General features: G+C 66.0%; 18 protein-coding genes. 7 read left to right on the top strand and 11 right to left on the bottom strand.

Annotated features, from left to right (window positions below; genetic code table 11):
- Window positions 1-246: a hypothetical protein gene (locus tag ASE39_RS16130; RefSeq protein WP_057224027.1), complete on the bottom strand. Its 246-nt coding sequence runs from the start codon at window positions 244-246 to the stop codon at window positions 1-3.
- Window positions 247-587: 341 nt separating this feature from the next.
- Entirely contained in the window at window positions 588-2468 is a 1881-nt protein-coding gene (locus tag ASE39_RS16125) for a serine hydrolase domain-containing protein (protein WP_057224030.1), read from the bottom strand.
- A 142-nt stretch (window positions 2469-2610) separates the two neighbouring features.
- Here ASE39_RS16125 and hrpA point away from each other — a divergent pair, with 142 nt between their 5' ends.
- Window positions 2611-6693, top strand: coding sequence for an ATP-dependent RNA helicase HrpA (hrpA, locus tag ASE39_RS16120; RefSeq protein ID WP_057271865.1), 4083 nt, complete (start codon window positions 2611-2613; stop codon window positions 6691-6693).
- A 23-nt stretch (window positions 6694-6716) separates the two neighbouring features.
- On the opposite strand, the gene ASE39_RS16115 is transcribed toward hrpA, so the two are convergent.
- Window positions 6717-7073 (bottom strand): hypothetical protein, encoded by a 357-nt coding sequence (locus ASE39_RS16115; protein ID WP_057271795.1) that lies wholly within the window; start codon window positions 7071-7073, stop codon window positions 6717-6719.
- Between the two features lie 206 nt (window positions 7074-7279).
- On the opposite strand from ASE39_RS16115, the gene ASE39_RS16110 reads away from it, so the two are divergent.
- Window positions 7280-8965 carry a long-chain fatty acid--CoA ligase gene (locus ASE39_RS16110; RefSeq protein ID WP_057271794.1) on the top strand — a complete coding sequence of 562 codons (1686 nt, stop codon included), beginning with the start codon at window positions 7280-7282 and terminating at the stop codon, window positions 8963-8965.
- A 72-nt stretch (window positions 8966-9037) separates the two neighbouring features.
- On the opposite strand, the gene ASE39_RS16105 is transcribed toward ASE39_RS16110, so the two are convergent.
- The gene (locus tag ASE39_RS16105; protein WP_057224037.1) at window positions 9038-9412 is read right to left on the bottom strand and encodes a PilZ domain-containing protein; all 375 of its coding nucleotides are present in this window, start codon (window positions 9410-9412) and stop codon (window positions 9038-9040) included.
- Window positions 9413-9636: 224 nt separating this feature from the next.
- Between ASE39_RS16105 and ASE39_RS16100 the strand changes: the two genes are divergently transcribed.
- The 4 genes from ASE39_RS16100 to ASE39_RS16085 all read left to right on the top strand — a co-directional run bounded on the left by ASE39_RS16100 (window position 9637) and on the right by ASE39_RS16085 (window position 14745).
- Entirely contained in the window at window positions 9637-12501 is a 2865-nt protein-coding gene (locus tag ASE39_RS16100) for an EAL domain-containing protein (RefSeq protein ID WP_242421467.1), read from the top strand.
- A 260-nt stretch (window positions 12502-12761) separates the two neighbouring features.
- Window positions 12762-13253: a hypothetical protein gene (locus tag ASE39_RS16095; RefSeq protein ID WP_010458637.1), complete on the top strand. Its 492-nt coding sequence runs from the start codon at window positions 12762-12764 to the stop codon at window positions 13251-13253.
- A 149-nt stretch (window positions 13254-13402) separates the two neighbouring features.
- Complete coding sequence (locus tag ASE39_RS16090; protein ID WP_057271792.1) at window positions 13403-14182, top strand: 2OG-Fe dioxygenase family protein; 780 nt, start codon at window positions 13403-13405, stop codon at window positions 14180-14182.
- Between the two features lie 125 nt (window positions 14183-14307).
- Window positions 14308-14745: a universal stress protein gene (locus ASE39_RS16085; RefSeq protein WP_057271791.1), complete on the top strand. Its 438-nt coding sequence runs from the start codon at window positions 14308-14310 to the stop codon at window positions 14743-14745.
- Between the two features lie 198 nt (window positions 14746-14943).
- On the opposite strand, the gene ASE39_RS16080 is transcribed toward ASE39_RS16085, so the two are convergent.
- From ASE39_RS16080 to ASE39_RS16065, 4 genes are all read right to left on the bottom strand, one after another.
- The gene (locus ASE39_RS16080) at window positions 14944-15927 is read right to left on the bottom strand and encodes a tripartite tricarboxylate transporter substrate binding protein (protein WP_057271790.1); all 984 of its coding nucleotides are present in this window, start codon (window positions 15925-15927) and stop codon (window positions 14944-14946) included.
- 164 nt (window positions 15928-16091) lie between these two features.
- A complete protein-coding gene (bktB, locus tag ASE39_RS16075) occupies window positions 16092-17276 on the bottom strand; it encodes a beta-ketothiolase BktB (protein WP_057271789.1) in 1185 nt (394 codons plus the stop codon).
- Window positions 17277-17367: 91 nt separating this feature from the next.
- A complete protein-coding gene (locus ASE39_RS16070; RefSeq protein ID WP_010458647.1) occupies window positions 17368-18129 on the bottom strand; it encodes an SDR family NAD(P)-dependent oxidoreductase in 762 nt (253 codons plus the stop codon).
- Between the two features lie 39 nt (window positions 18130-18168).
- Window positions 18169-18684 carry a MarR family transcriptional regulator gene (locus ASE39_RS16065; RefSeq protein WP_057271788.1) on the bottom strand — a complete coding sequence of 172 codons (516 nt, stop codon included), beginning with the start codon at window positions 18682-18684 and terminating at the stop codon, window positions 18169-18171.
- A gap of 117 nt (window positions 18685-18801) precedes the next feature.
- Between ASE39_RS16065 and ASE39_RS16060 the strand changes: the two genes are divergently transcribed.
- Entirely contained in the window at window positions 18802-19686 is an 885-nt protein-coding gene (locus ASE39_RS16060) for an EamA family transporter (RefSeq protein ID WP_057271787.1), read from the top strand.
- Window positions 19687-19802: 116 nt separating this feature from the next.
- Here ASE39_RS16060 and ASE39_RS16055 read toward each other — a convergent pair whose 3' ends face one another.
- The 3 genes from ASE39_RS16055 to ASE39_RS16045 form a co-directional block, all read right to left on the bottom strand.
- Window positions 19803-21464, bottom strand: a complete 1662-nt coding sequence (locus ASE39_RS16055; protein ID WP_057271786.1) for a methyl-accepting chemotaxis protein — start codon at window positions 21462-21464, stop codon at window positions 19803-19805.
- A gap of 100 nt (window positions 21465-21564) precedes the next feature.
- Window positions 21565-22638 (bottom strand): sulfotransferase, encoded by a 1074-nt coding sequence (locus tag ASE39_RS16050; protein WP_057271785.1) that lies wholly within the window; start codon window positions 22636-22638, stop codon window positions 21565-21567.
- Entirely contained in the window at window positions 22635-23666 is a 1032-nt protein-coding gene (locus ASE39_RS16045; RefSeq protein ID WP_242421466.1) for a hypothetical protein, read from the bottom strand. Before ASE39_RS16045 ends, ASE39_RS16050 begins: the two co-directional genes overlap by 4 nt.
- Between the last annotated feature and the right edge of the window lie 39 nt (window positions 23667-23705).

The following is a 23705-nucleotide window of genomic DNA, read 5'->3' as shown; positions in this document are numbered from 1 at the left end:
TCAATCGTTCAAAAAGGGGTTCCGGATCGCCTTGCGCAGGGCGACGTTGTCCGCGCGGCGCTGGGCACCACGGGTTCGGATGTGCTTGCCTGCCGCACTCGACAGGCTGCGTTGGGCCAGCGCGGCGGCCACAGGGTTTCGGGGCGGGCCCGAGGCTTCGAGCAGCAGGACCAGGGGCTGCTTCATACGGCGCAGCTTTTTGATTTCACCCTGGGCGTAGGCCCGAGACAATTTTTTGGCACTCATGTGCACTCCACAAACAAAAAACCCCGGCAATGGAGCCAGGGCTTGCGGAGCGCGTGAGGGCGCCGGGAGGCCAAGGCTGGACAGTGCGTACACAGTCCAGCCGGGGCGGTGGACTGTGGTCAGGCGGGAGCGAACAAGGGAACAAACATAGCGGTGACCTCCAGTGTTTTCAGGGGCTGCCGTTGCGGCGGGCACAGGCCTGAAAGAAGCGCGAATTGTGGCGAGGTGCCTGGGGCTTGGCAAGCCGAGGGGCCCGCAAAAGCCTGCATGTGTCGCATGAAAAGAACAGTGGGCGGGCGAGCGCCTCGCCGAACCCTGTGGAAGGGCGGGGCGGGCTGTGCTCAGCCCTGGCGGCGGTAGGTCCAGCCAGCCGCGTGCATCCACTCTTCCTTGTCGCGCGTCTCCACGACCAGTTCCACCAGATCGCGGCCGTCGTTGAGCGGCACCTGCACCGTCATGCCGGCCCGGTCCGACGACAGGGGCAGCAGGAACTGGCTGTCGTCCCAGAAGAGATAACCGGGCAGTTCGGGCAGCTCACGGAGGGCGACCGCCCCCACACCCAGGGCCCGTGGAATGGACTCGGGCGCTTCGTTCGCCAGCAGCCAGGTGCTGTCCATCCGCGCGACCCATTGCGGGGGCAGCGGGGCGGCAGCGGCAGGCATCTGCTGCCCCATGGGCATGGTGACCCAGTAGTGCCCCGCTGCGGCGGGTTCGCGCGAGAGCAGGTAGCGGCGGCCTTCGGCCTGTTCCCACCGGTACTGGGTGCCGGGCTGGGCCTCCGACCACCACCAGCCGTCGCTTCGCAGGCGCAGCCCCGCGCAGAGCGGGGTCCAGTCCTTCGCCTGTGCCGACCAGACCCACAGGTCGATCTGCTGGCTGTCGGGTGAGAGGGCTTTCAGCGGCTTGGATGAGCGGCCATAGATGCCCAGCATGGCGTCCACAGCGCTTGAAGAAGAGGTTGCCGCCGCCGGGATGGCGGTGGATACCTTGGATGGCAGCGCGGGCAGCTGGCCGGTTTCTCGCAAGGCGCGCAGCAGAATGCCCTCGGCAATGGGCCCGGGCTTGAAGCCGGGCGCATTGCCGGTGAGCAGCAGGGCCATGCCCGCCTGCGGCAACACGTAGAAGTCGCTGGCGTAGAACATGGTGTCGCCACTCTTTTGCCACGCAAGGACACCCGCGGCGCCCAGGCCCTGCTGCCGCGTGCTGTCCCAGCCCAGGCCCCAGCGCCAGTCGGGGTTGAGATTGATGCGCAGGCCCTGGTTCTGCTCGCTGCCCATTTCCAGGACGCCGGCTTTGGACACGATGCGCTGGCCATCGTGTTCGCCGCCATGGATGAGCATGGAGGCCAGCTTCATCATGTCGCCGGGCGTGGTGCACAGCCCGCCCGTGGCGTAACCCATCACGAATTCCTGGCCCTGCTGAGCGTTGCGGATGGAGCCGTGGGCGAAGCTGCCTTTGGGCAAGGGCTGCAGTGTGTAGCCCGAGCGGGCCATGCCCAGCGGGTTGAGGATGGCGGACTGCACGAACGCCGGGTAGGCCTGCCCGGTGACCGAGAGCACGATGCGCTCGACCAGCGTGAAGCCGTCATTGCAGTAGACCGCCATGGCCCCGGGCGTGTGCTTGAGGTGCACGTTGGCCATGGCCGCCTCCAGTTCCGCCGCATACCCTGGCAGCGGCGCAAAGGCGAACAGGTTGTGGGAATAGGTGCCCGGCAGCCCTGAAGCGTGGCTCAGCAGGTGCCGGACCGTGATGTCCCGGTAGCCCTCCGACAGCATCGTGAACTGTGGCAGGTAGCGCACCACGGGCGCATCCAGCTGCACCAGCCTGCGGTCCACCAGCACCATGATGGCCAGCGCAGCGAGCACCTTGCTGACGGAGCCGACGTTGAAGCGTGTATCCGGTGTTGCGGGCGTGGCCGAGGTCTCATCCAGCGCCCCAAAGGCCTCTTGCCAGACGATACGGTCGCCGTGCATCAGTGCGATGGACGCGGCCCGCACCTCGCTGCCTTGCATGGCCTGGCGTATTTCGGTGCGTCCCCAGGCAATGGTTGCCGTCATGGTGGGAGAGGCATTGCCGCTGCCGCCACAACCCGGCAGCAGGGGCACCAGGGGCGTCAGCGCTGCGGTGCCAGCCCATGCCAGCCAGTCACGGCGTGGTTGCGATGTGGGCGGGACGGAGCGGCTGTCGTCAAAGCGTTTCTGGGCAGATGTCTGCGGGGGCATTCGGTCATTCCTGGGGGGCCGGAGACATCGTCGGGCGATGGTCAAGAGGCGCGATTGTGGAAGCTGCCCGCCAGGGCTGGCAACCGTGCGCATGGCCCGTGTTGCACGCGGCCAACGCCCGGCTCGGATAATGCAGCCCTTCATGACCGAATCCGCGCCTCCCCATACCTTGCCAATCGCCCCGCGCACTGCGCCGCTGCGTATTACTTTTCCCGAGTCCCTGCCGGTCTCGGGCAAGCGCGAAGAGATCATGGAGGCCATCAGCAAGCACCAGGTCATCATCGTGTGTGGTGAAACCGGCTCGGGCAAGACCACACAGCTGCCCAAGATTGCGCTGGCGCTGGGCCGGGGCAAGTGCAACGCAAAGCCTGGACAAAAAGGCCAGCTCATCGGCCACACCCAGCCACGCCGTATTGCCGCCAGCAGCGTGGCCAAGCGCATTGCCGAAGAGCTGAACACGCCGCTGGGGGATGTGGTGGGCTTCAAGGTGCGGTTCCAGGACCGCCTGAGCCGGGATGCCTCCGTCAAGCTGATGACCGACGGCATCTTGCTGGCCGAGACGCAGACCGACCCGCTGCTCAAGGCCTACGACACCATCATCATTGACGAGGCGCACGAACGCAGCCTGAACATCGACTTCCTGCTGGGCTACCTGCGCCAGCTCCTGCCGCGTCGGCCAGACCTCAAGGTCATCGTCACGTCCGCCACGATTGATGCCGACCGGTTTGCCAAGCATTTCGAGAGCGCCAAGGGCCCAGCGCCGGTCATCATGGTGTCGGGCCGCACCTTTCCGGTGGAGCAGCGCTACCGCCCGTTTGAGGAGAGCCGCGATTACGGCCTCAACGAAGCCATTGCCGATGGCGTGGACGAACTCTGGCAGGGCAATGCAGCGGGCGACATCCTGGTCTTTCTGCCCGGCGAGCGCGAGATCCGCGAGGCCGCCGACCACCTGCGCAAGCACCTGTCGCACCAGCCCGTGATGCGCAATGCCGAGGTGCTGCCGCTGTTTGCACGCCTCTCCCAGGCCGAGCAGGACCGCATTTTTGATGGACACACGGGCCGCCGCATCGTGCTGGCCACCAACGTGGCCGAGACCTCGCTCACCGTGCCAGGCGTCCGGTACGTCATTGACGCTGGTACCGCAAGGGTGAAGCGCTACAGTTTTAGAAGCAAGGTGGAGCAGCTGCTGGTGGAGCCTGTCAGCCAGGCCGCCGCCAACCAGCGCGCTGGCCGCTGCGGGCGCGTGGCCAACGGCATCTGCATCCGCCTGTACGACGAGGCCGGTTTCAATGGCCGCCCCCGTTTTACCGACCCCGAAATCCTGCGGTCATCGCTCGCAGGCGTGATCCTGCGCATGAAGTCGCTGCACCTGGGCGATGTGACGCAGTTCCCGTTCATCGAGGCGCCTTCGGGCCGCGCGATTGCCGACGGCTACCAACTGCTGGCCGAACTGGGCGCGGTGGACGACGCCAACGAGCTGACCCCCATGGGCACAGAGCTGTCGCGCCTGCCTCTGGACCCGCGCGTGGGCCGCATGATCATCGAGGCGCGCGACCGCAAGGCGCTCGATGAGGTGCTGGTGATTGCCAGTGCCCTGAGCGTGCAGGACGTGCGCGACCGCCCCATGGAGGCGCAGCAGCAGGCCGACCAGGCGCACGCCAAGTTCGACGACGACAAAAGCGAATTCAGCGGCTACCTCAAGCTGTGGAAATGGATCAACGAGGCCCGGGGCGGGGCGCCCAGCCTGCCATCGGCCCGTGCCCAGAAAGCCATGGCCGCGCAGAAGGCGCCTTCGCAGGCTTATCTGCCGGTGGCGCAGCGCAGCGGTGGTGGCAGCCCTGCGACAGCGCCTGCTGTACCCGCCGCCGTCCCCGCTGCAACTCACAAACTCAGCAACCGCCAGTACGAGCAGTTGCTGCGCCAGAACTTCATCAGCATCCGCCGCCTGCGCGAGTGGCGCGACATTCACACCCAGCTGCTCACCGTGGTCACCGAGCACAAGTGGCAGATCAACACCCAGCCTGCGAGCTACGAGCAACTGCACCTGTCGATGCTGGCAGGCCTGCTGGGCAACGTGGGCGCCAAAAGCGACGAGGAAGACTGGTACCTGGGCGCACGTGGCATCAAGTTCTACAAACACCCTGGCGCACACCTGAACAAGAAGCCCGGCCGCTGGATCGTGGCGTCGGAACTGGTGGAAACCACGCGCCTGTTTGGCCGGGGTATTGCGGCGATTGAGCCGCAGTGGCTGGAGCAGATTGGCGGGCATGTGCTGCGCAAGCAGCTGCTCGACCCGCACTGGGAGAAGAAATCTGCCGAGGTGGTGGCGCTGGAGCGCGCCACGCTCTACGGCATCGTGGTCTACAACAACCGCCGCGTGAACTTTGGCAAGGTAGACCCCCACGCCGCGCGCGAGGTGTTCATCCGCGAAGCGCTGGTGGGCGGCAACTGGGAGACCAAGCTGCCGTTTCTGGCCGCCAACCAGAAGCTCATCGCCAAGGTCGAAGAGCTGGAGCACAAGTCGCGCCGCCAGGACGTGCTGGTGGACGACGAACTCATCTACGCCTTCTACGACCAGCAGCTGCCGCCGGAGGTGTGCAGCGGCCACAGCTTTGAGGCGTGGTACCGCGAGGAAAGCAAAAAGCAGCCCGATCTGCTCAAGCTCACCCGTGATGAGCTGATGCGCCACGAGGCCGCAGGCATCACCACCAACGCGTTTCCCAAGACGGTGCGCCTGGGCGGTGTGGACTGCACGGCCAGCTATCTGCACGAGCCCGGCGACGCGCGCGACGGCATCACCGTGACCATCCCGCTCTTCGTGCTCAACCAGGTGAGCGACGAACGCTGCGAATGGCTGGTGCCCGGCATGCTCAAGGACAAGATCCAGGCCCTGCTCAAGAGCCTGCCGCAACGCCCGCGCAGCCGTTTTGTGCCGCTGCCCGACAGCGCCACGCGCCTGGCCGAATTGCTGGGTGCGCCCGAGCGTTTTGGCACCGGCAGCCTGACCGACGTGCTGCTCAAGCAGGTGCGCGACGAGACCTCGCTGGATGTGAAGCGTGCCGACTTCAAGCTCGACATGCTCAGCCCGCACCTGTTCATGAACTTCCGCGTGGTGGACGAGCACGGCCGCCAACTGGGCCACGGCCGCAACCTGGGCGCCCTCAAGGCCGAGTGGGGCGCCAAGGCGCGTGGTGCGTTCCAGGCGCTGGCGGGGCTCAAGCTCGGTGGTGCGGCGGCAGAGGGTGTGAAATCTGATTCAAATATGCCTCCAGCGCTTGATAGTAAAGCGCAAGCAGCTATTAAATCAGGAGTAAAAGGCGCGGTGCAGCCCGCCCGGCCCACGAAGCCAGCCAACGCCACGCCATCGGCCCCCGCAGGCCAGCGCTACACCACCTGGACATTCGGCGAGCTGCCCGAGCTCATGGAGATCAGGAAGGCTGGGCAGACGCTGATCGGCTTTCCGGCACTCATTGATGGTGGCGACGCCGTGACGATCGAAGTCTTCGACGAGCCCGAGGTCGCAGCCGCCAAACACCGCGCAGGCCTGCGCCGCCTGTTTGCACTGCAGATCAAGGACGCGCTCAAGTACCTTGAAAAGAACATCCCCGACCTGCAGAAGATGGCTGTGGCGTTCATGCCGCTGGGTACGCAGGAAGAGCTGCGCGCCCAGATCATCGATGTGGCGCTGGACCGGGCCTTTTTGCTCGACCCGCTACCCACCGATGAATACGCCTTCAAGCGCCGCGTGGAAGAGGGCCGGGGCCGCCTCACGCTGATCGCCAACGAGGTGGCTCGCCTGGCCGCCACCATCCTTACCGAATACGCGGCCGCCGCCCGCAAGATCAAGGACACCAAAAACGCCCCCGAGGCCACGCAGGATGCGCAGCAGCAGCTGCAACGCCTGGTGCCCAAGAACTTCATCGCCGCCGCGCCGTGGACGCAACTGGCGCACTACGCCCGCTACCTCAAGGCCATCACGCTGCGCCTGGATAAATACCGCGCCGACCCTGCCCGCGACGCCGCCAAGCTGGCCGAGTTGCGCCCGCAAGAGCAACGCTACTGGCGCCTGGTGGCCGAGCGCAAGGGCGCCGTGGACGCGCGCATGCAGGAGCTGCGCTGGCTGCTGGAAGAGCTGCGCGTGAGCTTCTTCGCACAGGAACTGCGCACGCCGCAGCCGGTGAGCGTGAAGCGGCTGGACAAGCTGTGGGCGCAGGTCAATAGCTGATGGCCCGGGTGGCGGCCTGCGTCTTACCCCCTGGTCCAGATCTTGATCGTCACGTACATCGTGTAGCCCAGGGCGAGCACCATCCACACCACAAAAAACAGGTTGGCCCAGTACTGGCCGGAATGCTCCGCCAGGGTGTAGATCTGCCCTTTGCAGCCCTTGCCAACGCATGGAATCTGCAGCAGCACCACTGCGCGCAGGGCTTCGAACAGGAGATAACACGCCAAACCGGCAATGAGCAAGAAGCTGATAGGCCCGACAGGCGGTTTGGTGAACTCATCGTTCTCGTCGCGCGAGCCCTGGTTGAGCAGTTTCTGCCCGTATCGGTAGAAGGCGTATCCGACCAGGAGCATCAGTGCGTAGTAGGCGAGGGTCAGCATGTCGTCGAGTCTTTGGGGGGTAGAAAAAGACCAGGCGGTAATAGTAGCCGACGCTTCCCGGCACCCATTTGCCCACGCAGTTCTGGCACTGCGCTGCCCCGGCCCGGTACCTCGGCGTCACATTCGCGACGCAGCATCAGTGCCATCCCCAATGCCGTCGGGCACCATGCGAACTAGGCTGCGTACTTCAAAGGAATCCCTGCTCCATGCGCCCTCACTACAAGTTCTGGCCCCGCCGCCTGCCCAAGTCCATCACCCTGCCGTCCACCTCGCTGTGGGACAACCTGGCCATCAGTGCCCGCCGTTATCCCGACAAGACGGCGCTGGTGTTCTTTGGCCAGTCGCTCAGCTATCGGCAGTTGATGGAAGGCGCCGAGCGCCTGGCGGCGCGGCTGGTGGGCCTGGGCGTGCAGCGCGGCGACCGTGTGGTGTTGTGCATGCAGAACTGCCCCCAGCTGGTGATGGCGCACTTTGCGATCCTGCGGGCCAACGCGGTGGTGGTGCCGGTCAACCCCATGAACCGTGCGGAAGAGCTCAAACACTACATCACCGACCCTGATACCAAGGTGGCCTTCACCACGGGCGACCTGGCTGCCGAGATGGCCAAGGCCAGCAATGCGCTGCCGCAGGCCGAGCGCCTGGCGCACCTGGTGGTGGCGCAGTTCAGCGATGCGTTCGATGTGGATGTGGCGGGTGCCGATGCACCGCCCGAGGCCTGGCGGGAATGGCTGGGCACACGCCACCCGCTGCCCGCACTGGAGGGCGGCCAGGCCCATGCCTGGACGGATGCCGTGGCCTGCAAGGATGCGCCCCCGGAGCTGGTGGTGGGCCCCAACGACCTGGCGCTGCTGCCCTACACCAGCGGCACCACCGGCCTGCCCAAGGGCTGCATGCACCTGCACAAAAGCATCGTGCACAACGCAGCCGCGGGCGCGCTGTGGGGCACGGGCTCGGTCGACAGCGTCACGCTGGCCGTGGTGCCCATGTTCCACATCACCGGCATGGTGAGCGTGATGCACACGGCCATCTACACGGCCGCCACGCTGGTCATCATGCCCCGCTGGGACCGCGACCTGGCCGGGCGCCTCATCTCGCGCTACCAGGTCACGAACTGGACGAACATCCCCACCATGGTCATCGACCTGCTGGGCAGCCCGAATTTTGCAAGCTATGACCTGTCGAGCCTGGTCTATATCGGCGGCGGCGGCGCGGCCATGCCGCAGGCCGTGGCGCAGCGCCTGCTGGACCAATATGGCCTCCGCTATTCGGAAGGCTATGGCCTGACCGAAACGGCGGCGCCCTCGCATTCCAACCCGCCCGACCATCCCAAGCAGCAGTGCCTGGGTATCCCTTTCATGAGCACCGATGCGCGTGTGATCGACCCCGACACGCTGCAGGAAGTGCCGGTGGGCGAGCAAGGTGAGATCATCATCCATGGTCCCGAGGTGTTTGAGGGCTACTGGAAGCGGCCCGATGCCACGGCTTCGTCTTTCATCGAGTTCGAAGGCAAGCGTTTCTTCCGCTCGGGCGATCTGGGGCGCATGGACGAGGACGGCTATTTCTTTCTGACCGACCGCTTGAAGCGGATGATCAACGCGAGCGGCTTCAAGGTCTGGCCGGCCGAGGTCGAGGCGCTGATGTTCCGCCACCCCGCTATCCAGGAGGCCTGCATCATTGCCGCCAAGGACAGCTACCGGGGCGAAACCGTCAAGGCCGTGGTGGTGCTGCGCGCCACGCACCAGGACACGACCGAGCAGCAGATCATCGACTGGTGCCGCGAGAACATGGCGGTGTACAAGGTGCCGCGCATCGTGCAGCTGGTGAGCGCGCTGCCCAAGAGCGGCAGCGGCAAGGTCATGTGGCGGGCGCTGCAGGAGCAGGAGGCGCAGTAGGCACAGCGGCATGTGTGCCTTCTTGCGCGACATCAAGGGCTGCCCTCGGCAGCCCTTTTTCTTTGGGAGGAGTCAGTGCGATGAGGTTGCCAGCGTCAATTCGCCCAGGTCGCGCTCCAGCAGCGCCGGGTCGCCCAGCTGCAACTCGATCAGGCGGCGCAGGTGGGTCACGCTGTCCAGGTCAATGCCGCGGCACAACAGGCCGGTGTGCAGGCCTTCGACATGCGCGACTTCGGTGGACATGGCGATGTGGTTGCCAGTTTCGGCCAGGGGGATGGTGAGCTGGCACAGCATGCCGGCCTCCAGGTTCGCCTGGGCCGGCGCCATGAGCAGGGCGCCTTTGAGGGACAGGTCCAGCACATGCACGCTGAATGCATCGGTCGACGTGGTCAGCAGGGCCGGTGCGTCAAAGCCGACGCGGACAAAGTGGCGGCGTTCGTGGGGCATCGCTGTCTCCTGGGCGAAGCGGTGGGTGGGCACATGCTACTCCAAGCCGGCGGTGGCAGATTGCATTTGGATGTTTTTGCAAGCTTTCGTTACCATGGGCCTTATTTCCCTGATTTCGATAGGGCCAAGCTGTGAGTCCATGCGTGTACCGGTTCGGGAGCCATTGCGTCGGCTGGCTGCGATGGGCAGTGCTGTTGGCGTTGTTGTGGGCATGTGGCGTTGCGATGGCGGCTCCGCGCGAGCTGCGCGTGGGGGTGTATTCCAACGAACCGAAGGTGTTTGTGAACGCGGAGGGCAAGCCCTCAGGCATCTTTGTGGACCTGCTTCAGCTGGTGGCCACCCGAGAGCAGTGGACACTGCGCTATGTGCCCTGCGATTGGCAGGACTGTCTGGATGCGCTGGCAGCCGGGCAGATTGACCTGATGCCCGACGTCGCCCGCACCCGCGAGCGCGAGCGGCTGTTCGACTTTCATGCCTCGCCTGTGCTGCACAGCTGGTCGCAGGTCTACCGCGCGCGGGGCAGTTCCATCCAGTCGATGTTCGACCTGGCGGGCAAGCGCGTGGCGGTGCTCAAGGGCTCGGTGCAGCGCGCAACCTTCCAGAGCATGATGGACAGTTTTGGCATCGCGGTGCTGCTGATCGACGCGTCCACACTGACCGAGGCTTTCGAATTTGTACAGAACGGCGATGCGGATGCGGTGATTGCCAACCACCTGTTCGGCAACTTCCATGCGGCCCAGTATGGGCTGGCGGATTCGGGCATCGTGTTCCAGCCCGCCACCTTGTACTTTGCCACCGGCCTCGGACGCAACGCCGATGTGCTGGATGCCATTGATCGATCAGTGCAGGACTGGCGCAGCGGTGCCGACGCGCAATACACCCAGGTTCTACGCCGCTGGGGCGGGCAAGAGCAGGGCGCGCGCATTCCCCCCTGGGTGTGGTGGGGTGTGGCGGGGCTGGCGTTGTTCGGGCTGCTGGCCGCGCTCTCGGCCGTGGTGCTGCAGCGCAAGGTGCAGGAGCGCACACGCCACCTTCAGGTCAGCGAGCAGAAGCTGGCGGCCATCCTCGACAGCGTGGGTGCCTTCATCTACATCAAGGGGCGGGACTATCGCTACCAATATGCGAACCACCATATCCTGGAGCTGTTCGGGCGGCCCGCGAGCGAGGTGGTGGGGCAGGATGACACGGCTTTTTTTGACCAGGCCACTGCCGTACAGATCCAGGAGAACGACCGGCGCGTGCTGGAGCACGGCGAGCGGCTGGAGGTGGAAGAGGTCAATACCCACCTGGCCGATGGCGTGACCCGTGCCTACCTGTCGGTCAAGATTCCCCTTCGCCTGCCCGACGGCAGCATCCACGCGCTGTGCGGTATCTCCACCGACATCACAGAGCGCAGCCGGGCCGAGGAGTCGCTGCGGATCGCGGCGTCCGTGTTCGAGTCCTTCGAGGGCATGGTGGTTACGGGGCCGGACCAGCGCATCCTCAAGGCCAACCAGTCGTATGCACGCCTCACGGGGTATACGGTGGAGGAGCTCGTGGGCCAGACCCCCGCATTGCTGCAGTCTGGCCGCCACGATGCGCAGTTTTACGAAGGCCTGCACAGTGCGCTGCGCAGCACCGGTGCCTGGCAGGGCGAAGTGTGGAACCGGCGCAAGAACGGCGAGGTGTACCCCGCGTGGATCACGGTGACGGCTGTGCGTTCTGCACAAGGCGAGGTTACGCACTATGTGGGCACGCTGACCGACATCTCGCACCGCAAGGCGGCCGAGGAGGAGATCCGTCTGCTCGCGTTCTACGACCCGCTCACCGGTCTGCCCAACCGCCGCCTCATGAACGACCGTCTGCAGCACAGCCTGGCCACCTCGGCGCGCTCCGGTGCGGGCGGGGCACTGCTGTTTGTGGACCTGGACAACTTCAAGGATCTGAACGATACGCAGGGCCACGAGTTCGGCGATCAGCTCTTGCGCCAGGTGGCGGCCCGCCTGGGCGGCTGTGTGCGCAGCGGCGACACCGTGGCGCGGCTGGGGGGCGACGAATTTGTGCTGCTGATCGAGGGGCTGAGCCCACAAGCCCACGAAGCCGCCGCCCAGGCAGAAACCGTGGGGCGCGCGGTGCTGCTCGCATTGGCGCAAGGCTATCCGCTCGGGGGGCACACGTACCACAGCTCGTGCAGCATCGGCGTGGCGCTGTATGCCGATGCGCAGGGCTCAGTGGACGAACTGCTCAAGCGGGGCGACATGGCCATGTACCAGGCCAAGGGTGCCGGGCGCAACACGCTGCGGTTCTTTGATCCGCGCACCCAGGCCGCCGTCACGGCGCGCACGGCCCTGGAGTCCGGGATGCGCGAGGCCTTGCGTGACGGCCAGTTCCTGCTGCACTACCAGGCCCAGATCAGCCAGGCCCACGGCATGGTGGGGGCCGAGGCGCTGGTGCGCTGGCAGCACCCGCAGCGGGGGCTGGTGTCGCCGGCCGAGTTCATTCCGGTGGCCGAGGCCTCGGGCCTCATCGTGCCGCTGGGGGCGTGGATATTGCGCACTGCCTGTCTGCAGCTGGTGGAGTGGGAAAAAGACCCGGCCACCGCCCCCTGGACCTTGGCCGTCAACGTGAGCGCGCGCCAGTTCCGCCACCCGCACTTTGTGGACGAGGTGCTGGGCGTGCTTGAAGAGACGGGGGCCAACCCGCAGCGCCTGAAGCTGGAGCTGACCGAGACCCTGCTGCTTGACGACGTGGAGGACACGATCGAGCGCATGACCACGCTGCGGGCGCTGGGCCTGGGGTTTTCGCTCGACGACTTCGGCACCGGGTACTCGTCCCTGAGCTACCTCAAGCGCCTGCCGCTGGACCAGCTCAAGATCGACCAGAGTTTTGTGCGCGACCTGCTCACCGACGCCAACGATGCCAGCATTGCCCGCACCATCGTCACCCTGGCCCAGAGCCTGGACCTGGGCGTGATTGCCGAAGGCGTGGAAACCTTCGAACAGCGCGACATGCTGGCCAGCCTGGGGTGCCACATGTGGCAGGGCTACCTGTTTGGACGGCCGGGGCCTGCCAGCGCGCTGCAGGACGCCTTGGCCGGCACAGGGGGGTGAAGCCCACAGTGGTCAGGTGGATGGGGTGTTTGCTATCATTTTGATTGCATTAGGCGCTTTATCAATAAGCGGTGGCGGCCATTTTGGCTTGTAAAATGTGATGCCCCCGACGTTGGGGTGTGCGGTTTCTGTCGCCATTCGCTGACATCTTTTGCACGCCAGGCGGAGTAGGGTGTGGCAGGCCTTGCGACAAACCAGGGCCTGTCCCCGCAACCGTCCACCTTGTGGCCGGTAGGGGCGGCAAAAACAAGGAGTTCCCGATGAAAAACACCACCATGACCACGATGCTCTCAATCCGTCTTCTCTTGTCTGGCGCGATGGCCGCGCTGCTGCTGGCTGCGGCCGGTGGGGCCCACGCCCAGGCGTATGTCAATGCCACCGTGGGGGGCGAACTGGCGCCCGGCGTGTATGGCCGCATCAACATCGGCAATGCACCACCACCACCGCTGATCTATGCAGAGCCCGTCATCATCCACCGCCCGGCGGTGGTGGTGCCACGCGCGCCGATCTACCTGTATGTGCCGCCAGGCCACGCCAAGAACTGGGGCAAACATTGCGGCCGCTACAACGCCTGCAACCAGCCGGTGTACTTTGTGCAGGAGCCACCACCACGCCGTGGCCCCGCACACCGTGGCCACGGCCGCGATGACCGCCGTTGGGACGACGACCACCGCCACGGTGGCAAACACGACCGTGACCATGACCGGGGGCGCGGCCATGGCAACGGCAAGGGCCACGGCAACCGCGATTGATGGATCGATCGCTGGCGTTGGCTGACGGCGGGACCGGCCAGCCAGCTGCTCGCAGCATGGCGCCGTGCAAAGCTGGTGCAGGCCCGGCTGCACTTTGCGGGCGCCATCCCCGCAGGCACCCTGGCGCCAGCGGTTAAGCTTGGGCCTTTATGGCCCAAGTCACTTTTTCTCCCCCGTTCACGGCCCCCTCCGAAGTCGCCAGCCAGCTGCGCCAGGCAGGCTACGCCGTGTTGTCGCCCGCCGACGTAGCCCGCTGGGTAGGCTGCGGTCTTTCGGCTTTGATGGCTTTGAACGGCGACTGGGCGGCATTGCCGCCGGACGATTTTCTCAAGGACGGCGGCCGCTACCGCCGCCGCCGCCATGCGTGTTTTGTGGCGCAGGGCGGGAGCCTGCAGCAGGTATCGCACCGGGCCCACTGGCAGCCTGTGGAATACAACGCGCTGCATGGCGGCATGGAGCGCTGGTTTGCGCCCATGGAGCCTGGCACTGTGGCCCAGCCCGTGTGGCAGCAGCTGCTGGCCGCGTTGGCCGGGGTGTCGGATGCCGTGTTTGCGCCCCCCGGTGCGCCTGTGCCCTGGTTCATCGAGGCGCACCAGTTCCGCATCGACACCACCGACGGCATTGGCCGGCCTACCCCTGAGGGCGCCCACCGCGATGGTGTGGACCTGGTGGCGGTCTTCCTGGTAGCGCGCGAAGGCGTCAAGGGCGGAGAGACACGCGTGTTCGAGGCGGCAGGCCCCAGCGGCCAGCGCTTTACGCTGACCGAGCCCTGGTCCCTGCTGCTGCTGGACGATGCCCGCATGATCCACGAGTCCACCCCCATCCAGCCCGTGTCCGAAGGCGGGTACCGCGACACCCTGGTGGTGACCTGTCGGCGTGGCAACTTCCAGGGGGCGGATGTGGTGGGGCAGGCCGCAGCAGTGGGCTGAACGTGGGTGATTGACTGCGCCCGATTTGATGCGAATCAAGATGCGCGGTATGGTGGGCGTTCACACTGGCGTTATAGAAACCGGGCCACAAGCCGGGTCCACCATTCAACCCAAGGAGAAGCACCATGTTCAAGCGCATTCTGGTTCCAGTCGATGGCTCCAACACCTCGATGCTGGCCGTGTCCAAGGCGGCCGCGCTGGCCAAGACCTTTGGCAGCGCCGTGACCGCGGTCTACGTGGTAGACCCCTATCCCTTCACCGGCGTGGGGGCCGATTTTGCCTACGGCCAAGCCCAGTACATCAATGCCGCCACGGCGGAAGCCAATGCAGCCCTGGAAGCCACGCGCAAAGCCATGGCCGAAGCCGGCGTGAATGTGACCACCTTGGTGGGCGAGGGCCATGCCGTGCACGACGGCATTCTGCGCGCGCTGGAGAGCACGGGCGCCGACCTCATCGTGATGGGTTCACACGGCCGCCGAGGCCTTGAAAAGCTGGTGCTGGGCAGTGTCACGCAGCGCGTGCTGGGCGTGGTGCACATCCCGGTTCTGGTCGTGAGGGACTGAGCGCCATCCCGATGAAAAACGGCTCCGAAAGGAGCCGTTTTTCATTTCAGTTCTCGATGACGCCGCGCCTCCGCGCATCCCACATTCCACAGCTCGTGGAGCAGGCACACACCCCCGCCAGTGCACCCGTGGATCTGGCTCTGCCAGGCCACCGGGTGCGTCCCTCTTGGGGGAAGGCGCCGCAGGCGACTCAGGGGGCTACTCAATCTTTGCGCCCGAGGCTTCCACGATGCCCTTCCACTTGGCGTAGTCCGTCTTGAGCAGGGTGCCAAGCTGTGCCGCCGACATGGCTTCGGGTTCGGCGCCTTGGGCCTGGATGGCGGCCTTCATGTCGGGCGTGGCCAGCAGCTTGTTGATTTCGGCGTTCACAGCATTGACCACGGCGGCGGGCGTACCGGCGGGGGCAAACACGCCGTACCAAGTGCTCACGTCGAAGTCCTTGAAGCCCGATTCGGCCACGGTGGGCACTTCAGGCAGGGACGAGCTGCGCTTGGCCGAGGTCACGGCCAGGGGGCGCAGCTTGCCGGACTTGATCTGGCCCATGGCCGAGGGCAGGGACGAGACCAGCAGGTCCACGTTGCCTGCCAGCGCGTCCATGAGCGCGGGGTTGGAACCCTTGTAGGGGATGTGGCTGAGCTTCACGCCAGCGGCCTTCTCGAACAGGTCGCCCGCCAGGTGGATCGACGTGCCGTTGCCGGGCGAGCCATAGGTGATGGTGCCGGGCGCGGCCTTGGCGGCGGCCACCACGTCGGCCAGGGTCTTGTACTTGGAGTTGACGCTGGTGGCGATGACGACGGGCGTGTAGGCCACGTGGGCGACGGCGGTCAGGTCCTTGGTGGGGTCCCAGGGCAGGTTCTTGTAGAGCCAGGGGCCGATCACGAGGTTGTCCTTCTGGCCCATCACGAGGTCATAGCCCGTGGGTGCTGCCTTGACGGCCTCGCCGATGCCGATGGTGCCGCCCGCGCCGGCCTTGTTGTCGGCCACCACGGTCCACTTGGCGCTTTCAGTGAGTTTGGTGGCCACCAGGCGCGAGAGGATGTCGGTGCCGCCGCCGGGCGGGAAGGGCACGATCAGTCGGATGGGCTTGGTGGGGTAGGCCGCAGCCGGTGCGGGAGCCTGGGCGTGCGCGGTGGTGCCCACGGCAAAAGCAAGTGCGGTGAGGGAAAGCAGGGTGCGAATCATGGTGAGAGATGTCTCCGTCGGTTCAATCGATGGGGCGGCTGCGCGGGTGCGCTGCCCTGGTCTTGGTGCCAGCCGCGGATGATCGCCGATCCTCCGCAGCGCAGACCTTGCCGATACAGGATGGCAGCATCGCCGGTGGCGATGCCGCCGTGCCCTGCGTGCGGTCAGATACGTTCAAAAATCGCTGCAATGCCCTGGCCGCCGCCAATGCACATCGTCACCAGCGCATAACGGCCCTGGATGCGCTGCAGCTCATGGATGGCCTTCACGGTGATGAGCGCGCCGGTCGCGCCAATGGGATGGCCCAGCGAGATGCCCGAGCCATTGGGGTTGACCTTTGCCGGGTCCAGGCCCAGGTCCTTGGTCACGGCGCAGGCCTGTGCCGCGAAGGCCTCGTTGGCTTCGATCACGTCGAGATCGTTGACGGTGAGGCCCGCCTTCTTCAATGCCAGCTGCGTGGCTGGCACCGGGCCAATGCCCATGTACTTGGGGTCCACACCTGCGTGGGCATAGGCCACCAGGCGCGCCAGGGGCTTGGCGCCACGGGCCTTGGCGGCACCGGCTTCCATCAGCACCACGGCGGCGGCGGCGTCGTTGATGCCCGAGGCGTTGCCAGCGGTCACCGTGCCGTTTTCCTTGAGGAAGACGGGCTTGAGCTTGGCCAGGTCGTCCATGGTGGCGCCGGGGCGGAAGTGCTCGTCGGTGGCGTATTGCACATCGCCCTTCTTGCTCTTCAACGTGACGGGCACGATCTGGTCCTTGAACACGCCGGCCTGCGTGGCGCGTTCGGCCCTGTTGTGGCTTTCCACGGCCAGTTTGTCCTGGTCTTCGCGGCTGATGCCCCACTTGGCGGCGATGTTCTCGGCCGTCACACCCATGTGGATGTTGTGGAAGGGGTCGTGCAGTGCGCCGATCATCATGTCCACCATCTTGGTGTCACCCATGCGGGCGCCCCAGCGCATGTTCAGGCTGGCAAAGGGCACGCGGCTCATGTTCTCGGCGCCAGCGCCAATTGCCACGTCGGTGTCACCCAGCAAAATGGACTGGCTGGCGTTGACGATGGCCTGCAGGCCCGAGCCGCACAGGCGGTTCACGTTGTAGGCGGGCATGCCCTCGCCGCAGCCGCCGTGGATGGCCGCGACGCGCGACAGGTACATGTCCTTGGGCTCGGTGTTCACCACATGGCCGAACACCACATGGCCCACATCCTTGCCTTCCACGTTGGCACGCGCAAGCGATTCGCGCACCACGAGGGCGCCCAGTTCGGTGGGTGGCACGTCCTTCAGGCTGCCGCCAAAGGTGCCAATGGCGGTGCGCACTGCGCTGACGACGACGACTTCACGGGTCATGGGGAGGTCCTTTCAGAGAGGTTTCGAATCAAATGGGCCGCTGCCGCTTGTCTATCAAGCGCTGGAAGCTATCAAAATAGGAGCTTTCGGTTCACGCGTCCCGCACGTCGGCAACGGGGTTCGCACCGAAATCGGCACGGTCCAGCCAGGCCAGCACGCGGGTGGCGGCGTCGGCGGGCGATGTGAGCTGACCACCCGTCTTGAGGTTGGCAAAGTTCTGCTGGTCCGGAAACGCTTCGGGTGCGGCGCCCCGCAGTTGCACCTGCATGTCGGTGTCGATCACGCCCGGCGCCAGCGAACACACCTTGGCGCCGTGCGGCTTGAGGGCTTCGTCCAGCGCCACGCAGCGCGTGAAATGGTCCATGCCCGCCTTGGCGGCGCAGTACGCGGCCTGCGAGGCCATGGCGCGGCGGCCCAGGCCGGAGGAGATGTTGAGCACCTTGCGTGGCACCGTCCAGGCGTCTGTGGCGCCCAGAAAAGCGGCGGTGAGCTGCATGGGCGCTTCCAGGCCCACGCGCAGGGCATGGGCCAGATCGGCGGCATCGCTGTGCGACAGGGGCGCTATGCGGGGTATCACGCCCGCGTTGTTGATCAGCGTGGCGCTGGCAAATGCCTGCGGACCCTCGGCGCTGAGCCAGGCCTGCAGCTTGTGTGCAGCCTGCTCCCCTTGCGACAGGTCTTGTTGCCATTGCTCTATGGAGACACCTGCCGCCTTGGCCTCAGTGGTCAGGTCGGCATTGGCACTGCGTGCAATGCAGACCAGGGTGTTGCCGCTCTTCAAAAGCTGCTGGGCCATGGCCAGGCCCATGCCGCGTGAGGCCCCGGTGAGGATGTAAAGGTGATTTTGTGGCATCCCGCCATGTTACTGCGCAGTACGCATGTCCATGCGCCGCTACTGATCCACAGGCGACTCCAGCGCCGCCAGCAGCAGTGCCAGCCGCGCATCCAGCGCCGCCAGGTCAGCGGCCTTGAGCGGGGCGAGGATGCGGTGTTCATTGGCCACGTGCGCCTCGACCGCGCGGTCGATCAGCGCCAGTCCCTCGGCCGTAAGCTGCACCAGCGAGCTGCGCGCGTCGTCGGGGTTGGGCAGGCGGGTGATCCAGCCCTGGGCCTCGAGCTTGCCCATGCGGTGTGTCATGGTGCCGGAGGTGACCATGAGCGTCGAAAACAGCGTGGTGGGCGCCAGGCAGTAGGGGGCGCCACTGCGGCGCAGCGTGGCCAGCATGTCGAACTCCCAGAAGCTCAGGTTGAACTCGGAAAAAGTCTCGTCGAGCCGCCGCTGCAGCAGCGCGGCACAACGTTTGATGCGGCCGATGGGGCCCATGGGGCCCACGTCCAGGTCGGGGCGCTCGCGGTGCCACTGGGCCAGGATGGCGTCCACGGCGTCGGGTTGGCGTTGGGTGGCCATGGATTGTTTGCAGGGTAAATTTATCTTGAATTCGAGATTTTATGCTAGAGTTTTTGTCTTGAATTGAAGATAAATAATCGGTTTTTGGTTTTTAATCGATCTCTGCATGGCCGCTACATGACTGCTACACGTTCTTCCCCCTGGCTCGATGCGCTGACCACGGCTGTGGGCCCGGTCATCTGGGGCTCCACCTACATCGTCACCACCGAGCTTCTGCCGCCCGACCGGCCCTTCACCGCCGCGTTGCTGCGCACGCTGCCTGCGGGGCTGTTGCTGGTGTTGTGGTGCCGCCGCTGGCCCGCATGGGGCGACTGGCGGGGCTGGTGGCGGCTGATGGTGTTGTCGGCGCTCAACATCGGGGTCTTTCAGGCCCTGCTGTTTGTGGCGGCCTACCGCTTGCCGGGTGGTGTGGCCGCCGTGGTGGGCGCCATCGGGCCACTGGTAGTGATGGGCCTGGTCTGGGGCATGGACCATCGGCGCCCGCCTGGGTTGGCGCTGGCGGCAGGGGCCTTGGGCGTGCTGGGCATGGCCGCGCTGCTGTTGTCGCCGGGCGCGCGGTGGGACATGGTGGGCGTGGCCGCCGCGCTGGTGGGCACGGTGTGCATGGCGGCGGGCACGTTCTGGTCGCGGCGCTGGCGGTCAGATCTGCCGGTGCTGGCGTTCACCGGCTGGCAGCTGCTGGCGGGCGGCATCATGCTGGCACCGGTGGCCTGGCTGGTGGACCCGCCGCTGCCTGCGCTCTCGGCCACCCAGGTGGGCGGTTATGTCTACCTGAGCCTGGCGGGGGCCTTGCTGGCCTATGCCCTGTGGTTTCGTGGCATTGCGCGCCTGCCGTCGGTGGCGGTGTCATCGCTGGGGCTGCTGAGCCCCGTCACGGCCGTGCTGCTGGGCTGGTTGCTGCTGGGACAGGCCATGACGGGCGTGGCGCTGGTGGGCATGCTGGTGGTGCTGGGCAGCATCTTGGCCGTGCAGTGGGCCATGTCGAGGCCGAAGCCGGTTTAAGGGGCCGCACATCCTGGCTGGACGGCAATGTGTTTGCTATGTTTTGTGTAGCAAACTATGAGTCCCTTCAGGCGCCAGGCCCTTAAAAGACCCAAAAGACGTTGCCCACGCGGCCATCAGGCTGCCGCTATGGCACGGGGGCCGCCTACCCGAGCAACTGGCGCCATGGCGCTGAGGGCCTGTGGGGAGGGTGGGGCGGGCGCCCGGCCGGCGGCGTGCAGGGGGGCTCCGCTGCCTGCCGTATCCAGACGGAACACCGAGACCACTTTGACGAGATCAAGGGCCTGGCTCTTCATGCTGCTGGCGGCAGCGGCCATTTCTTCGACCAGGGCGGCGTTCTGCTGGGTGGCCTGGTCCATCTGCATGACGGCTTCACCCACTTGGCCTACGCCATCGCTCTGCTCGGCGCTGGCGGCGCTGATCTCGCTCATGATGTCCGTGACGCGCCGGATCGACTGGACGACGTCTGTCATCGTCTGCCCCGCCTTGTCCACCAGTGCAGTGCCTTGCTCGACACGGTTGACGCTGGCGGAGATGAGTTCCTTGATCTCCTTGGCGGCCTCGGCGGACCGGCCCGCAAGCCCCCGCACTTCACTGGCCACCACGGCAAAGCCCCGGCCCTGGTCGCCCGCGCGCGCGGCTTCCACGGCAGCGTTCAGGGCCAGGATGTTGGTCTGGAAGGCGATGCCGTCGATCACGCTGATGATGTCGGAGATTCTCTTGGAGCTGTCGTTGATGCCCTTCATGGTCTCCACCACCTGGGCCACCACTTTGCCGCCCTCCACGGCCACATTGTTGGCACTCAGGGCGAGCTTGTTGGCCTGCTGGGCGCTGTCGGAGTTCTGTTTCACGGTCGAGCCCAGCTCCTCCATGGAGGCGGCGGTCTGCTCCAGCGCGCTGGCCTGGCGTTCGGTGCGGGCTGAAAGGTCGTGGTTGCCCTGCGAGATTTCTGCGCTGGCGGTAGAGACGCTTTCGGCGCTTTGCCGTACGTTGGCCACGATTTCGGCCAGCTTGTCGCGCATGTGGGCCAGCTCTGTGAGCAGCTGGCCCGGCTCGTCCTTGGCACCCTGGGGAATGGGGGTTGCCAGGTCCCCCGCGGCGATGGCCGTTGTGGCCTGGACCGCCTGCCGCACCGGGGCGGTGATGGAGCGTGTGGTCCACCAGGCCAGGAACAGGCCCACCAGGATGGCCAGCACGGTGCTGCCGCTCACCCAGGCGGTGCTGGTCTCGGCCTTGCGGGTGGTTTCCTTCAACGTGGTGGCCACGCCTTCATCGAGCGTATGGGTCAGCTCTTGCAGCACGGCCGCGTAGTTCTGGAAGACGGGGGCCAGCACGGTATCGGTCTGCGCGACCACGTCTTGCCCGGCTTCCTTGGCCTTGACGAGTTCGGTGCGCTTGACGCGGTAGGCGTCGCGCGCGGCAATGGCCTGGTCGTACAGCTGTGTTTCCTTGCCGGGCAACAGGTAGCCACTCACTTCCTGCATGCGTTTGCTTTGCACCTCGACCACTGCAGACATGTCCTTCTTGAGCTTGCTGGTGTAGGGCGCGTCGTTGGCCTTGAGCAAAGCCTCGGTGCGCAGCCAGTTCATCTGGATGTCGGTCTGCCACTGGTGCATGAGGCCCTGGCGCTTGAGCTCCGAGGTGGCGATGTGTTCATTGCTGCGCTGCAGCGCCGTCACGCTCAAGACACCGAGTGTGGCGATGACCACGGTGATCAGCAGCAGCATCCCAAATGCCACTCCGAGTCGAATGCCCAGTTTCAGGTCTTTGATGCGCATGGCGGCTCCTTGGGGATGCAGTGGCGAAGTGGGGTGAAAGGGGTGCTGGCGTCCGGTGGCTGGGGCGGTCCGGGTGTCTTGTGGGGCAGGCAGGCGCGTGTCAGGAAAGGGCCGCCGCACCGGTTTCGAGAGAGCTGGTGCTTTGCAGGCGCTGGCCCACGCGTGCCAGGTAGTCCGCCCGCACGCGGCGGGCTGCGTAGTCGCGTGGCGCGCTGCGCAGCAGCTGCTCCCACGCCTCGCGGCGGTGCCGCTCTGACTGCTGCTGGCACTGGGCCACCACCACGGGCGTGGGGTGGGGGGCCTGGGCATCGGTCATGCATTCGTAGCCGTAGTAGTGCATGAACTCCCACGCCAGGCTCTCGATGGTCTCGATTTCGTGCGGCTGCAGCTGGGTCTTGAACTTGTCCTTGTGGGCCGGCAGGGGGGCAAAGCAGTTGGACTCCCACAGGGCGGACCTGCGCGAGAGGTCTTGCGCCTCCTGCGATGCTGCGATGTCCAGCATCTGCGGCAAAAACTCGATGCCGATGAACTGGCAGATGCGCCGCAGCGTGTGCTCCTGGTCGCTCAGGAAGTCCTCGTAGCGGATGGTGAGCACGCGGTCCGGGTAGCGCAGCGCCAGTGCACGGCCAGCAGTGTGGGCCTTGACCCAGGCCTGGGCGTTGAGCGTGGTATCGAAGTCATGGATGATCGCGCGGTTCATCGACGCCACCTGCGCCCGGGGGTCGCGCACCACGTTCAGGAACCGCATGTCGGGAAACAGCTCCATCAGTTCGTGGGCGTAGTGGACGCTGTCCAGCGACTTGTCCATGGCCACGCTGGCCCCGTGCAGTTCAGCGCTGCGCAGCAGCAGCTCCCACACGATGCGGTGCACGCTGCGGGGTTTGCCCTGAAGGGCGCTGAAAATCTCTTCGGCGTCGAAGTGCACCCCCGGCCACTTCACCATGCTGGCCGCCTGCAGGCCCACCACGTCCTTGACCATCTGCCAGTACGCGCTGTCGTCGCGCAGGTCGCCATACAGCGGCACCATCGGCATGAAATCCACGATGTGCAGGGGATAGGGCGAATGAAACTGAGGGCTGGCATTGAGACGCAGGCGCAGCGCGTGGCTGCCGCAGCGCCGCAGCGGAATCATCAGCAGCGGAAGCGGGCGCGGGGTGTGGGGTGGCTGGTTCATGGTGTGTCTGCCTCCAGGTGCGCAAAGAACTCGTTGATGAAGCGGTCCATGTCCCGGTCGGGCAGGCGGTCGATGCCACCCGCGCCATGCCGCCCGCCACCCGCCGGGTAGCGGCTGCAGAAGATGTCTGCACGGCTGGCGCTGGCGCTGCCAATGCGCAGGTTGACCAGAAAGTCGCCGTCCGAACGCGGGGTGAGCACGGCGACCGAGCGCCCGTTGTTGCGTGCCACGAGCTGGTTGGCCAGGGTGCCGCACAGGCGCCGGGCCCAGGCGCGGTCGGGCAGCACATACACGCTGGCCCTGTCATTGGTGGTGTAGGGGGCCAGGTCCTGCACGGCCTGCAGGTCGCTGGCGTGGCCCTCTTGCAGGCGTCGGAATTCGTAGGCCTTGGCCATGAAATCGAGCGGGCTCTCGAAGCGGTGGAGTGATCGGTACAGCTGCACGGGGCAAAAGTGCAGGTCTTCGCGGCTTTCGCCGTAGGCGTTGTAGTTGAGCAGGTAACCCAGCTGCGCCAGCGCCCCGCGCGTGCCTGCTGTGCAGCCATGTTCCCGCGCCATGCGATCGGCGACGGCGTCCAGGTTGTCGCCGTAGGCCGCCACGATGGCCCACTGGTGCAATACACCACCCAGGTGGCGGTCCACCAGGATGCTGGTGCACACGTCGAGGCTCGTGTCGATGTGGGCCGTGAGCCGCGGGTGGCGAAAGAGGGTTTTTGCGCTGTGGTGGTCGAAATAAGTCACCTGGCCGCCTCCGTTGAGCACCCGGCACACACCCTGCGCATTGCGGTCCCACGAGATGTCCAGCGCGGTCACCTGCAGCGGCCGCCCGGAGGGCAGCTGGTCGAACAGGGCAATGTCCCGCTTCACGCCGCTGATGAGAAAGTTGTCGCGGGGCTCTACCAGGCGCAATTGGTGCAGCGCGCACAGCCCGTCGGCGTCGCCATTGAAGAGGTCGTAGGCCTGCAACCCACGGTCGGCGGGTGCGGAGGCGGGGGGCGCGGCTGCGGCCGAGAAGCGATCAGTGAACATGGAAAAGGTCTTGCGAAAAGGGGCGGAACTGGTCGGGTG

It is taken from the genome of Acidovorax sp. Root267, assembly GCF_001429215.1.
GTDB classification, from domain to species: Bacteria; Pseudomonadota; Gammaproteobacteria; order Burkholderiales; family Burkholderiaceae_C; genus Acidovorax; species Acidovorax radicis.
This window is presented reverse-complemented; position numbering and strand designations above follow the sequence as displayed.